Raw genomic sequence first — 13,032 nt, 5'->3', positions numbered from 1 at the left:
CCCTAACTAAAACACTCAATCAACAAAATACGAGTAGTTTTATCCGTCACCTTAAAACGGTCATCTACACGCTGGTTGACAACCCACATCGTTGAGCCATTGGAGGTAAGCAAATAGGTTTCTTTTTTCAGATTCAAAGACACTTTTTGATCTGTCAAGAAGTCGCTGATGAGCTTTTTCTTATTCATCCCAAGTGGACAAAACCAATCTCCTTCTTTGTATTTACGCAGTTGCAAAGGAAAACGAACTTTGTCAGCATCCAAACAAGCGTACTTTTTGGCAGTAGGTACTTTATAATCTTCTGGGCGGTCAAAAACCTCAAAATCTAATTGGAAACTATCTGTTCTAACCTTCGTGTCATTTGCTTCAATGACGCGACTTTCGAAGCTAGTCAAGTTTTTGAGCGTAATAACTAATTCGGTTCTATCCTTCACCAACTCATGCGTAGGCGATAAGAAAGTACGACCAGGTTCTTTGTCAAAACTAGCAAAAATCTCTTGGCACTGCTGATAAGTAAAGTTGAAAGGCTTCAGCAACTCTGTTAGTTTCACGATCGGTTGAGAAAGTGTCTGAATCGCTTTATAATTCACAAAAAACACCTTACCATCACTCCAAACAATTTGCTTACGAAGCATTTCGATTTCTTGGTAAAAAATCTCCTCTACCGCCGCAATACGCTCAACGGTTTGTTGAATCGTTTGCTCCAGATTTGGATTGATTTGCTTCAACAAAGGAACCACTTCATTACGTATCAAATTACGTTGGTATTTGTTAGACTCATTGGAAGAATCTTCTCGCCAAATAATTTGATTTTCAACCACATAATCAAAAATCTGTTCTTTTTCGGCAAACCAAATCGGGCGAATAATTGAGCCGTTTTTAATTTGAATACCGTGCATTCCTGCAATGCCTGTGCCTTTCGTCAGGTTCAAAAGTACCGTTTCAAGTACATCATTCTGATGGTGCGCTGTTGCGATATAGTCAAATTGGTGCTGCGTACGCAATTTTTCAAACCACTGATATCTCAAAATTCTTGCGGCCATCTGGATTGAAACCTTCTCATTTTCAGCAAATTCTGCCGTTTGAAAGGTAGTCACAAAGAATGGCACTTTGTATTTTATAGAAAGCTTTTTTACAAAAGTCTCATCTTCGTTTGATTCTTCACCGCGAAGTCCAAAATTACAGTGTGCAATCGCAAAGTCGATTTTGGCTTTGCTAAATAAATCACACATTACTACTGAGTCCATTCCACCACTTACAGCCAAGAGGACTTTGTCGGAAGAATTAATCAGATTTTTGTTGTTAATAAACGTTAAAAACTCGTCAAGCATGGTTTTATTGGCTAATTTTGTAGCTCTAATATTATGCGACAAAGTTACTCTAAAATACAGCAAATCGGGTCATTTATTCGCTCGATTCCTTCATTTGAGACAAAGAAATCTTTTTTTGCCTCAAAACCGTATATCCTTTTGTTCATGGTTTTCAGCCTATTGGGCTTTCAATCAAACTCTTTTGGACAAAGTCAGGTCGAAATCATTAAAGCCGACAGCTTGGTGGGTCAAAATACGCCTTTCATGCAAATTCGGAAGCTTTTGGGCAACGTGGCACTACGTCAAGGCACTACTTTGGTGTATTGTACCCAAGCTATTTTGAACGAAACTACCAACGTTTTGGAGGCTTATGGTAAGGTAAAAATCATTCAGGCTGATACCGTGACTATTACTGGTGATACTGCCTATTACTTTGGTAACGACAGATTGGCAAAAATGAATGGACGCGTCAAGCTCGACGATGGCACCATTATTTTGACCACTAAACAAATGGACTACAACCTCAATTCACACGTGGCATATTACAATACCAACGGGAAAATTGTGGATAAAAAAAGTACTCTGACTAGTCGTGAGGGGTATTATAACACAGTAACGAAGCTTTTTGATTTTAAGCATAATGTAAAAGTAGTAGATAAAGATGGCTCACTTACCGCCGACTCGCTGCGCTACAGTACTTTATCAAAAGAAGCATTCTTTATTGCCCCAACCACGGTTGTCAACAAAAAAGATACAACCTACGCCAATCCTGGAAGTCAATATAATACCATAACCAAAATTGCGAATCTCAAAGGACGCTCAACCGTCAAGACGGACGACTATGTCATGACAGCCGACACGATGATTTATGACCCTCCTACCGAAATTGGAATTGCCAATGGTAATATCGTTTTTGTTTCGAAAAAAGATAAGGCTATTCTTACAGGAGAACATGGACGTTACGCCAAGAAAACAGGTGTAACAAGAGTCTTTGGAAGAGCTTTACTAAAAAATGTATTTGAAAATGATACGCTTTTTCTAACTGCCGATACGCTAGTTTCATTGGATAACAAAGAAACCAAGACTCGCAAGCTTTATGCCTACAAGAAGGTTCAAGTGTATAAATCTGACCTCTCGGCAAAATGCGACTCACTGAGTTATAATGTATCTGATTCGACGATTTATTTTTATCAAAAACCCATTCTCTGGAATAATAAAAATCAATCTGAGGCCGATTCTATCAACATTTTGTTGAAAAACAATAAGGTACACGTCATGAACATGAAAGGTAAATCTTTTGTAGTCTCGGTAGATACCCTCAATAATTTCAACCAAGTGAAAGGTCGTAAAATTGTGGCTAACTTTACCAAAGATTCGAAGGTAGAAAAGGTAAGTGTTGATGGAAATGGAGAGAGTATCTATTTTGCTGTGGATGAAAAAAATAAACTCACTGGAATGAATCGTGTTCAATGTAGCAAAATGAATATGTATTTTGGAAAAAGTAAAATTTCGAAAATAGCATTCCTAGCAAAACCTGATGGCAAATTTATGCCTCCCAAAGAAATCAAAGAAGATGATAAAGAGCTAGATGGCTTTAAGTGGAAAATCTCGGATAAACCAAGTAAAGAGAGTATTCTGAAAAAAGTTGCCTACATAACTCCAATAGAGACTAAACCCCTTGTAACAGATTCTGTCTCACAGAAAAAAAGTACCATTAAAACACCTACAAAGCCGTTAACGAAAAAAAATGTTAAAAAATAGTTAACGATAGTATTATTGAAATATTTTACTATATTTTTGTGCAATAGCGATTCTGTAAAATTATTGTGTAAATAGTAAAAAAAATTTTACGTTTAGAGCAACCTTTTCGTATGTTTAGCAGTCTATAGTATAAAGTTTGTATCATTCTTGCTAAAAAGAATACAAGATTCCTTATTTTTTGTTTTTTTAAATTTATTAATAATAACTAGATGAAATGAAATTTCTACAAAAATACATATTGGGTGGCTTGTTAGTGTTGACATCAGTGATGTCGGCACAAGATGCTAATGCCCAAACTGAAAATAAATATAAAAGCCGATTGGACATTAAGCCTAAGCAAAAAACTAGCACTTCAACGTCTACGGTTTCATCACTAAGAAAATCTACATTTTCTTATTTCCAGCCCTATGCCAATACACTAGACCGTGCCATTCGTGTACAGCGTTCTACTGCCATTAATCAATACTTTTCAAACTCTTTGTTGTCGCAGCAATCAGCTAAGGCTGTAACAAAAAATGAGGTAGTAAGTAACAACGTTTTGGCCGAAACTATTCGTACCGAAGAGGCATTGAGTGCAGAAGAACATTTGTTTTCTAATGAAAAACTTTGGGTTTCTAATATTTTCCCAAATCCGGCAGACGACCACGCAGACATTAACTTCAATATTTCATCTCAAGTAAGTGAAGCAAAGATTACTTTCTATAATATTTTGGGAAGTGAAATGAAAGAAGAGATACTTGAAAGAGATCAACGTAAAGCTAGAATTTCAACAAAAGATTGGCCAAATGGCATCTATCTTTACCAATTAACGGCAGATGGACGCTCATTAGTTACCAAAAAACTTTTAGTAAGACATCAATAAGATATTGTAGTGTTAAAAGGTTTAAAAGAGGCTACCCTAAAGGATAGTCTCTTTTTTTATGCATTTGCGAACATTTCTTATCTAAGCAAACTTTGATGAATCTGTAGAATCTGAGGAATCACTGGAGTCTGGTCGTCATTTTGAATAAGCCAATCCGAAAACTTGATGCGCTCGACATCTGGAAGTTGCCTTTCGATAATCGCTCTTATTTCTTCCTCCGTACGACTATCTCTCAATTTGACACGTTGTACTCTTAAATCGATTGGCGCGATTACGCTAATCATTTTATCACACAAATTACCATCTCCTGCTCCTTTTAGTAAAGCCGCTTCATATAACACATAAGGGACATCCTGATGTTGTGTTACCCAGTCTTCCGCATCTTTTCGTACAGCAGGATGCACAAGAGCATTGAGCTTTTGAAGCAACGCAGGTTGTCCAAAAACTTGTGAAGCTACCCATGCACGATTATAGCTACCATCAGGTAAATATGCCTCAGAACCCAACAAAGCAATAATTTCCTTTTTCAGCTCTTGATTTTGGATAATAATCCATTTCGCTCTCGAATCGGCTTCGTAAACAGGTACACCCAATAGCGAAAATACCTTGGCAACAGTACTTTTGCCTGAACCTATACCGCCTGTAATGCCGACAACAAGTGTTTTTGTTTTCATTTTATAAAAAGACAAAAAAATAGCCGATAGAAAAACTATCGGCCATTAATTTACGGATTACTTCAATAATTCTGCCACTTCAAAACTTACAGCCACTCGTTCTTTATTGGCTTTTAAATAAGAATTCTTGGGAAGTGGGATTCTTATTTCGTCATCATAATTATCTTGTATTCTACGTCCAGGTACTTTGATACTAAGAGTTTCTCCTAATTCGTTCAAAGTGCTTTCTGGCCCTTCTACCTCTATGGTACTTGGGGTTATGTTAATCACGCTTGATACGATGTAACGTTCTTGCAAGGGAATATTCAAGCTATCGATACGCAACTTTATAGTTCGCTTAACTTTTTTATCAAACTCCAACTCAAAGCGATCAGTAACAACATAATTTACGTGAACATCTTTGATATAATCAGAAAGAGAGTCGGTCAATGAGCCAGTGTTCAAAAATCTGGTTTTCAAAGGCTTATTAATCGAGTAATATACGGGTGCTACATCTAAAGCCAAGGCTTTTCGTAGCAAACTCCAACCACTGCCTGTTACATGAACGGTTATTTTTTCGGGCAGTGGCTGAGTTGGTATATACAGAGAATCGTTATAGCTAAAGCGCAACGGAAACGAAATTTTTTGGGAATATCCTTCTTTATTTAAGGCATTCATAACCCAAAAAATCGTTGCAGTCAGGATGCTAAAAAGAACTGCACGATAATCTGTTTTAGTAATATTTGGTTTCATCGAAAATCAAATTTCAGTCAGAAAAGAGAAATGTAAATCTTCAGACTCCTTCAGGAACACTATTCAGCCGTTAACTGAGAAGAAGCATCTTTAGAAATGGCTGTCTTTAGAAACACAATACGTACCCCTTTGCTAGCATCAACCTCAACTACAACTGTTTTTTCACGAACCGAAACGATTGTTCCATGTGCACCACCAATGGTAACTACTTTATCGCCAGCTTTTAGTGCATCTACATACGCTTGCTGCTCTTTTTGTTTCTTTTGTTGAGGACGAATCATGAAAAAGTACATGATTACAAACATACCAACAATCAAAAACAACGATGACATATTACTCCCTGCTACTTGTAAAAGAATTGAATTCAACATAATGTTTTTAGCAATTTGAGGATTTAAGATTTGAAAACTTTCTCAAAGATGAGAAGATTTAAGATTCTTTAGAACACAGACAGTTCTATTTTCTCTTGAAAACTTCTACTTTAAAGCTAAAAGTATTTTCAGAAGGAACCGTATTGGCATAAGCCGTAATAGTTTTATTTTGTTTTCCTTCTTTATTTTTACTATTAAACTTCACGGTAATAAAGCCTTGATCACCCGGTGCAACAGGCTGCGTTGAATAAGAAGGCGTAGTACATCCACACGAAGTACTAACATTACTAATCACCAAAGGCATGTTTCCCGTATTTTTAAATTTGTAGGTATGGACGACAGAATCTCCCTCTGTAAGTGTGCCCAAATCGACAAATGGAGTATCGATTTTCATTACAGGAAAGCTGTCGGCTGTAGGACGAAGGGCTGCCAAGGAGTCGGCCAATGCTTCGTTAGGTGATTTTTGTTTGTTTTGGCAGGCTGCCAATGTTGCGATTGTCGCAACTGCGATTAGAATCTTTTTCATGATGATAAAGGCATAAAGAAGTACAGACGACGGGAAAGAACAGCCCAACCGTCTGTATTTTTGAGTTCTATTAAGCTTTTGCTTTGATTTGATTCATCATATTTTCAACATCCTCGAGTAGTCTTTCGGCTTTTTCACGAGCTTCATTTACTACTTTTTTCCCTTCTGATTTTGCCATTGTTTCAGGAATTTCTTTTCCTTCTATCAAATCAGTAATGAGGTTTTGTAGTTGATCACGATATTTTTGCAATTGGAACAACAATTTGCTACGAGTATTTTCTCCTTTATCTGGAGCATACAAGATGCCCAACACCGCACCAACAGCAGCACCTGTCATGAATGCCCAAAAGGTCTTTGATGATTTGCTCATGAGTTGTTTTCGTTAATTAGATTTGTAACTGAACCAAGGTTAAGACGTTAGTAAAGCGGTAAGCTATGGCAAAATAGGTTTGATGTCAGCTAACACGTTTTATCATCTAATTTTCAAACATATATCGTAAACATTGCTGTTTACCATCCATTTCGCAGCGTACCTAGGCTACTAATCGCCTACTTTTATTTTTTCAATGAGTTGCGAATATATACATCCAAATCCACAACTCATTCATTAAAATTATTTATTGTCAATCAAACCACGTCCAGACTTACGAACCAGACCTTCTTCGGCAAGTTTTTGAGAAAGCACATCTAACAAACCGTTTACGAATTGTCCAGATTTGGGTGTGGAGTAATTTTTCGCTAATTCGATATATTCGTTAATTGAAACCTTAACAGGGATACTTGAAAAATGAATCATTTCGGCTAATCCCATTTTCAAGATAATCATGTCGGTCATTGCCAAACGGTCGGCTTCCCAGTTTTTGGTTTGCTCAATGATAATTTTTTCATATTCATCATCATTGTTGAGCGTTTGGTCAAATAAATCTGTAAAGTAAAACTTATCGTCGTCCCAATTCAAAGCTAAAGGTTGTAAAACCAACTCCGCTATGCTTTGAATTTTGAAAGTTTTAGTTGTTAAGCTTTTCAAAACATCTTTATTTTCGCCCCAATTTAAGTCTTTTTCTTCAAAATACGCCACCACAGAATGATGTTTCAAAACGAAAGTCTTAAGAATATGAACAACAATCGCTAAATCTTCTTCAAAATTATGTTTTGAAGTACGAAGGTATGCTTGAAATTGAGTATCTGGCAAAACTGCATCCAAGAAAAGTTTACGGATAAAGTTTTGGTCATCTTCTGTCCAACGAAGATCACGACGGATAATTTCATTTTCGAAGTTGGGAAGATTACGAAGGGCAAGAATCACTTGGTTTTCACCAAAACGAGAAGTTTTGTGCTCACTTTCCAAAAGGCGACGTTGTTCGTCCCAAACTGCCACATCAGCCAGTTCGACCAAAAGTAAAAGCAATTTCAGATAGTTATCATAGATTTTTTCTACCTCCTCAATCATCGCATGCTTAATACGCACACGGTCGCGTTTTACGGCATCACGATAAATCGCTAATGCTTGTTTTGCTGCATTTTTTGAATCAGCTGGAATATCATCTGCTTTTACCTCTCCCTTAAACAATTCTTCGAAATAGAGTTCAGCCAGCTTGCGCAAACCTTCTAGTTTGGGCATCTGTTCTTCTTTCGGAATCATTAAATCAAGATTTGGTAAAAATTGCTCGGCAATGTAATCGAAGGCTAATTGATAATTGGCTCTTTCCGCTGTGCGGAAGGCATAGATAGTTTGGAATGCTTTTGTACGGAGTAAGCGTCGGTTGACCATTGGATATGCAAAGAACGTTTTTGTAAATTTTTAACTGCACCATACCTTGGTGCTCAAAATCAGTGTGCAAAAATAGTGTTTTTTTTAGAAACATCCATGCTGAAAAAGAAAAAATGCTATGATTATGTTTACAATAAAGTGTAGGCAATATAAGATTATTCCGAGGATTGAACGAAGGGCATTGACTAGTAGATAAGCCTTTGGGGAGCCCCCGAAGGATTGATAAAACCTTGGTTTTTCGACCTCAATTCTCCCTTCGCTCTTGAGTGAAATACTTATTTTTAAGAAAAATACAAAGCTCAATGCCCAAAATCAGCCCTCATCTAAGTAAGTTTGTAATAGATTGTAAAATAGACTCAAAAACATATCAATGTATCGACATCGCTTGAAACTATTGCGGAATTACATTGGTTAAACATACATGAAAGCATTAAAACATCTCAATAAGTATTTCTTCCAATATAAGTGGTATTTGATTCTGGGTACGCTTTTTACCTTTATCTCCAATCTGTTTGGTGTTGTTCCGGCCCAAATCGTTCGTTACGCTTTAGATTTAGTAAAAGAAACCATTTCATTGTATTTTTTGTATGATGGCTTTGGAGCGCAAACAGTAGTATATGAAATCTTTGCTTTCTCGATTTTGCTATATGGTTCATTGATTCTTGTCATGGCTTTACTCAAAGGGATTTTCTTATTTTTTGTAAGACAAACACTGATTGTAATGTCTCGACATATTGAATATGACCTCAAAAATGAAATTTATCATCATTATCAAACCTTGCCACTGAGCTTTTATCGAAAAAACAACACAGGAGATTTGATGGCACGTATCTCTGAAGATGTTGGAAAAGTGCGAATGTACGTAGGACCAAGCTTGATGTATGGTCTCAACCTTATTTCAGTGTTTGTTTTGGTGGTGGGCTATATGCTTTCGGTAAATGCCAAATTAACTTGGTATGTATTATTACCTGTGCCATTTTTGTCGGGCAGTATTTATTTTGTAAATACGATTATCATCCGTAAATCGGAAGAGATACAGGCAAATCTTTCAAAGATATCGACCTTTGTTCAGGAAGCTTTTTCAGGTATTAGAGTACTAAAAGCCTTTGTTCAAGAAGAACCCTCTACTGTTGCTTTTACTAAACAATCGAATATTTATCGTGAAAAATCTTTAGACTTGGTAAAAGTAGACTCTCTTTTTACACCATTGGTATCTATTTTGGCAGGATTAAGCTCGGTGTTGGTGGTATATATAGGTGGACAAGAAGTGATGGCGGGTAGACTAACGCCTGGCAGCATTACAGAGTTTATCATGTATGTGTATATGCTTACATGGCCAATGATTGCCTTAGGTTGGACAACCTCTCAAATCCAGCGTGCGGCGGCTTCTCAGCAACGAATTAATGAGTTTTTGGAAATTAAAACTGATCTTATCTCAAGCAAAAATATCGCTCAAACTATCGAAGGAGCCATCGATATTAGTCAAGTAAAGTTTGTATATCCTGATTCGGGGATTGAGGCTTTGCATAATTTTAGTATGCATGTCAAAGCGGGAGAATCGGTAGCGATTTTGGGGACAACAGGCTCTGGAAAAAGCACCGTTGCAAACTTGTTGTGTAGGATGTATGACACCACCGAAGGACAAATTAAAGTGGATGGCATTGACCTTAAAGATTGGGATGTACAGAGTCTTCGAGGCCAAATTGGGTATGTTCCGCAAGATGTTTTTTTATTTTCTGATTCCATCAAAAGTAATGTTCGTTTTGGTAGCCTCGATATGACCGACGAGCAGGTGATACAAGCTACCAAAGATGCAGATTTGTATCATAACATTATGGATTTTCCAGAACAGTTTGATACCGTGTTGGGCGAAAGAGGTGTAACCCTTTCGGGAGGTCAAAAGCAACGTTTATCGATAGCGAGAGCTATTGCTAGAAGTCCTAAAATTTTGATACTAGATGACTGTCTATCGGCCGTAGATACCAAAACAGAGCATCAGATTTTGAATAATTTACAAGAAATCATGAAGGGAAGAACCTCAGTGGTAATTTCTCACAGAGTATCCTCTGCTAAGCTAGCCGACAAAATCATTATGCTCGACAATGGTTATATTATAGAACAAGGTACGCATGACGAGCTCATGGCTAAAGAAGGTGCGTATAAAGAACTTTTTGAAAAACAACTTCAAACAGAAGAAACAAATTCGTAAATTGGAGCTAACCTTTATAAAACTTCGGCGTAACGATTTAGCTTTAACTTATTCAGCAAAACGCTCTGCTTGTAAAGGCAGAGCGTTTTTTTTTGCTCTATTCGCATAAATTTTATTCAAAAAGATTCCTAATCAATCATTATATTCTTGAAAAAGACAAGTGCCTATGCAGCATACATTCAAACACAAGGTATATCATATTTTAGAGGTAGCAAGAGGAAAAAAGCATGGCGTCAATTGGTTGGTCAATATCCTAATCATGAGTATAATTGCACTCAACACAATCGCTATTATCTTACATTCGGTTCGTAGTATAAGGCGCGAGTTTGACGAATTATTCATAGACTTTGAATATTTCTCCGCGGTCTTTTTTACGATTGAATATTCTTTAAGGCTTTGGGTTTGTACCGAAAACGAGAAATATAAACATCCTGTTTGGGGGCGGCTGAGATATATGACCTCTACAGGTGCAATCATTGATTTGCTTTCTATTTTACCTTTTTATCTCTCACATTTCACCTCAGATACAGGACTAATCCGAATTTTGAGATTATTCAGGGTATTTAGACTTTTCAAATTTTCACGCTATGTTCATGCACTCAGAGTAATCGAAGGTGTAATTAAAGAAAAAAGAGAAGAATTAGTTTTGAGCTTAGTATTCTTAATCTTTCTGCTTTTAATAGCCTCATCGGTGATGTACTATTTAGAAAGCCCCGCACAACCCAGAGTTTTTTCGAGTATTCCTGCAACATTATGGTGGGGAATAACCACCATAACATCAATAGGTTATGGCGATATTTATCCCATTACAATATTGGGTAAAGTTTTTGGCGGTATCATCGCAATTTCAGGAATAGCTATCATAGCATTGCCAACGGGGATTCTAGCTTCGGGTTTTGCTGAACATATCAATTTTCAAAAAAAAGAAAGAGAAAAGCATCGATTTTGTCCACATTGTGGTAAAGAATTACCATAAACTCCTAACAAAAGTCCAATTTCCAGTATCCTTTTACCAAAAATCACGTATAGTATATATCAGAAAGATAAAAAAGACCCACTCCATTTGTCTAGCCTTGAGCTCAAAAGTGTTTAAACTTTTTGACATGAGTTGATAATGAAGAACAATTCAATAATTTTTACTTTGATAAACCATAATAAATAGCGACTGCGGAGGTATATTTTTGATAGAAAGTTAATAAAACTTCATATTATCGAGGTTATTTAAGCTAAAAGCTTCAAAATTTGTGTATTTTTGACAATTACAAATATTGAATATAGCAACCCTAATCCAAACGAACCAGTTCGCCAGAAAATTTAAAATCTGCCTATGGCAAAACTATTAATAATCGACGATGAAAAAGCCATCCGTGGCGCCTTACGAGATATTCTTGAATACGAAGGGTATAGCGTTGAAGAAGCAAGCGATGGAGAGCAAGGACTAGAAATGGTCAAAAACAATGACTATGACGTAGTACTTTGTGATATACGTATGCCCAAAATAGAAGGTTTGGATTTGTTACAACGTGTTACCGAAATGGGCAAAGGTGCCCAATTCATCATGATTTCGGCATTTGGTAATGTAGAAACAGCCGTTGAAGCAACCAAACGTGGAGCTTTTGACTTTATTTCGAAGCCACCAGATTTGAACAGATTACTGGTAACAGTTCGTAATGCCCTAGAAAGAGGTAAAATGATTACTGAAACCAAAGTACTCAAAAAGAGAGTATACAAACTCAACGAAATCGTTGGAGATTCTGACGCTATTCGCCGCGTGATAGATACCTGCGATCGTGTTGGTCCTACCGAAGCTCGTGTATTAATTACAGGGCCTAACGGTTCGGGTAAAGAAATGGTGGCCAAACGCCTTCATGAAAGAAGTAATCGTGCCCACATGCCTTTGATTGAGGTAAACTGTGCGGCGATTCCCTCTGAATTAATTGAATCAGAACTTTTTGGTCATGAAAAAGGTGCTTTTACCTCTGCAATCAAACAACGAATCGGAAAGTTTGAGCAAGCAGATGGTGGTACTTTGTTCTTGGACGAAATTGGCGATATGAGTTTGTCGGCTCAAGCAAAAGTGCTTCGTGCTTTGCAAGAAAACAAAATCACACGTGTAGGGGGTGACAAAGAAATCAAAATAAATGTTCGCGTTTTTGCTGCAACCAATAAAAATCTACAACTGGAGATTTCGGAAGGGCGTTTCCGCGAAGACTTATTTCACCGTTTGAATGTGATTCCTATACATGTTCCTGCCTTGAATCAGCGCCCTACTGATGTACCTTTGTTGGTAGATAAATTCTTGCAAGATATTGCCGACGAATATGGTCAACCTGCAAAAGAAGTTAATGACGATGCTATGAAATACCTTCAGGCACTGCCTTGGACAGGCAACGTGCGGGAGCTTCGCAACGTAGTTGAGCGCTTAGTAATTATGTGCGGCGATGTTATTAACCTCGAAGACGTAAAACTCTTCGCAATGCCTGTGATTTAGCCTAGGGATTGTTGATGTTGGAATTCGGATTTTCAGTCATCCGTAATTAAGCGAATGAGTGATTTTTTATAGGTGTTTTACTTGTAAGGATACAATGCTTCGCTTCTCAAGACTGTTATTCGAAATAGCAATGTAAGTCATCTTGAAATTAGAAAGATTCTATAAATTTCATCAAAATGAGTCATCCCGAACTTTAAGGTTGGGGTTCTTCTCTAAGTTTTCATCAAAAAAGCGGTCAGAAAAAATTTTCTGACCGCTTTTTTGATGCTATCATGCTAGATTTACTTGGTTTGAGACGCAAGCATTGCGTCTCTACTCGGAGAAT

General features: G+C 37.1%; 12 protein-coding genes. 5 read left to right on the top strand and 7 right to left on the bottom strand.

Going from position 1 to position 13,032, the window contains the following annotated elements:
* Nucleotides 1–2 precede the first annotated feature (2 nt).
* Nucleotides 3–1,331 carry a tRNA lysidine(34) synthetase TilS gene (gene tilS / locus ACOVQ4_RS03535; RefSeq protein WP_421819274.1) on the bottom strand — a complete coding sequence of 443 codons (1,329 nt, stop codon included), beginning with the start codon at nucleotides 1,329–1,331 and terminating at the stop codon, nucleotides 3–5.
* A gap of 33 nt (nucleotides 1,332–1,364) precedes the next feature.
* Between tilS and ACOVQ4_RS03530 the strand changes: the two genes are divergently transcribed.
* On the top strand, nucleotides 1,365–3,071 hold the full coding sequence (locus tag ACOVQ4_RS03530) for an OstA-like protein (protein ID WP_421819273.1): 1,707 nt from the start codon (nucleotides 1,365–1,367) through the stop codon (nucleotides 3,069–3,071).
* Between the two features lie 214 nt (nucleotides 3,072–3,285).
* Nucleotides 3,286–3,933, top strand: coding sequence for a T9SS type A sorting domain-containing protein (locus ACOVQ4_RS03525; protein ID WP_421819272.1), 648 nt, complete (start codon nucleotides 3,286–3,288; stop codon nucleotides 3,931–3,933).
* Between the two features lie 77 nt (nucleotides 3,934–4,010).
* Here the strand turns inward: ACOVQ4_RS03525 and coaE are convergent, their stop codons facing one another.
* The 6 genes from coaE to nusB form a co-directional block, all read right to left on the bottom strand.
* The gene (gene coaE / locus ACOVQ4_RS03520; RefSeq protein WP_421819271.1) at nucleotides 4,011–4,607 is read right to left on the bottom strand and encodes a dephospho-CoA kinase; all 597 of its coding nucleotides are present in this window, start codon (nucleotides 4,605–4,607) and stop codon (nucleotides 4,011–4,013) included.
* 57 nt (nucleotides 4,608–4,664) lie between these two features.
* Nucleotides 4,665–5,339 carry a hypothetical protein gene (locus ACOVQ4_RS03515; protein ID WP_421819270.1) on the bottom strand — a complete coding sequence of 225 codons (675 nt, stop codon included), beginning with the start codon at nucleotides 5,337–5,339 and terminating at the stop codon, nucleotides 4,665–4,667.
* Nucleotides 5,340–5,398: 59 nt separating this feature from the next.
* Nucleotides 5,399–5,710 (bottom strand): preprotein translocase subunit YajC, encoded by a 312-nt coding sequence (gene yajC / locus ACOVQ4_RS03510; protein WP_421819269.1) that lies wholly within the window; start codon nucleotides 5,708–5,710, stop codon nucleotides 5,399–5,401.
* 85 nt (nucleotides 5,711–5,795) lie between these two features.
* Entirely contained in the window at nucleotides 5,796–6,236 is a 441-nt protein-coding gene (locus tag ACOVQ4_RS03505) for a DUF1573 domain-containing protein (RefSeq protein WP_421819268.1), read from the bottom strand.
* Between the two features lie 70 nt (nucleotides 6,237–6,306).
* Nucleotides 6,307–6,606 carry a YtxH domain-containing protein gene (locus tag ACOVQ4_RS03500; RefSeq protein WP_095160170.1) on the bottom strand — a complete coding sequence of 100 codons (300 nt, stop codon included), beginning with the start codon at nucleotides 6,604–6,606 and terminating at the stop codon, nucleotides 6,307–6,309.
* Nucleotides 6,607–6,849: 243 nt separating this feature from the next.
* Nucleotides 6,850–8,007 carry a transcription antitermination factor NusB gene (nusB, locus tag ACOVQ4_RS03495; protein ID WP_421819267.1) on the bottom strand — a complete coding sequence of 386 codons (1,158 nt, stop codon included), beginning with the start codon at nucleotides 8,005–8,007 and terminating at the stop codon, nucleotides 6,850–6,852.
* Between the two features lie 421 nt (nucleotides 8,008–8,428).
* On the opposite strand from nusB, the gene ACOVQ4_RS03490 reads away from it, so the two are divergent.
* From ACOVQ4_RS03490 to ACOVQ4_RS03480, 3 genes are all read left to right on the top strand, one after another.
* Nucleotides 8,429–10,216 carry an ABC transporter ATP-binding protein gene (locus ACOVQ4_RS03490; protein WP_421819266.1) on the top strand — a complete coding sequence of 596 codons (1,788 nt, stop codon included), beginning with the start codon at nucleotides 8,429–8,431 and terminating at the stop codon, nucleotides 10,214–10,216.
* A 166-nt stretch (nucleotides 10,217–10,382) separates the two neighbouring features.
* On the top strand, nucleotides 10,383–11,192 hold the full coding sequence (locus tag ACOVQ4_RS03485; protein ID WP_421819265.1) for an ion transporter: 810 nt from the start codon (nucleotides 10,383–10,385) through the stop codon (nucleotides 11,190–11,192).
* 351 nt (nucleotides 11,193–11,543) lie between these two features.
* Complete coding sequence (locus ACOVQ4_RS03480) at nucleotides 11,544–12,707, top strand: sigma-54-dependent transcriptional regulator (protein WP_421819264.1); 1,164 nt, start codon at nucleotides 11,544–11,546, stop codon at nucleotides 12,705–12,707.
* Nucleotides 12,708–13,032: the final 325 nt, after the last annotated feature.

It is taken from the genome of Flectobacillus sp. (assembly GCF_049240685.1).
Lineage (GTDB): Bacteria > Bacteroidota > Bacteroidia > Cytophagales > Spirosomataceae > Flectobacillus.
The sequence above is the reverse complement of the archived record's forward strand: the minus strand, read 5'-3'. Positions and strand labels throughout refer to the sequence as shown.

Bases quoted from the DNA above. Each gene is read 5' to 3' on its own strand.
- ACOVQ4_RS03515 (WP_421819270.1), bottom strand. From the start codon at position 5,339: ATGAAACCAAATATTACTAAAACAGATTATCGTGCAGTTCTTTTTAGC.
- yajC (WP_421819269.1), bottom strand. From the start codon at position 5,710: ATGTTGAATTCAATTCTTTTACAAGTAGCAGGGAGTAATATGTCATCG.
- ACOVQ4_RS03525 (WP_421819272.1), top strand. From the start codon at position 3,286: ATGAAATTTCTACAAAAATACATATTGGGTGGCTTGTTAGTGTTGACA.
- ACOVQ4_RS03485 (WP_421819265.1), top strand. From the start codon at position 10,383: ATGCAGCATACATTCAAACACAAGGTATATCATATTTTAGAGGTAGCA.
- coaE (WP_421819271.1), bottom strand. From the start codon at position 4,607: ATGAAAACAAAAACACTTGTTGTCGGCATTACAGGCGGTATAGGTTCA.
- tilS (WP_421819274.1), bottom strand. From the start codon at position 1,331: ATGCTTGACGAGTTTTTAACGTTTATTAACAACAAAAATCTGATTAAT.
- ACOVQ4_RS03480 (WP_421819264.1), top strand. From the start codon at position 11,544: ATGGCAAAACTATTAATAATCGACGATGAAAAAGCCATCCGTGGCGCC.
- ACOVQ4_RS03500 (WP_095160170.1), bottom strand. From the start codon at position 6,606: ATGAGCAAATCATCAAAGACCTTTTGGGCATTCATGACAGGTGCTGCT.
- ACOVQ4_RS03490 (WP_421819266.1), top strand. From the start codon at position 8,429: ATGAAAGCATTAAAACATCTCAATAAGTATTTCTTCCAATATAAGTGG.
- ACOVQ4_RS03530 (WP_421819273.1), top strand. From the start codon at position 1,365: ATGCGACAAAGTTACTCTAAAATACAGCAAATCGGGTCATTTATTCGC.
- nusB (WP_421819267.1), bottom strand. From the start codon at position 8,007: ATGGTCAACCGACGCTTACTCCGTACAAAAGCATTCCAAACTATCTAT.
- ACOVQ4_RS03505 (WP_421819268.1), bottom strand. From the start codon at position 6,236: ATGAAAAAGATTCTAATCGCAGTTGCGACAATCGCAACATTGGCAGCC.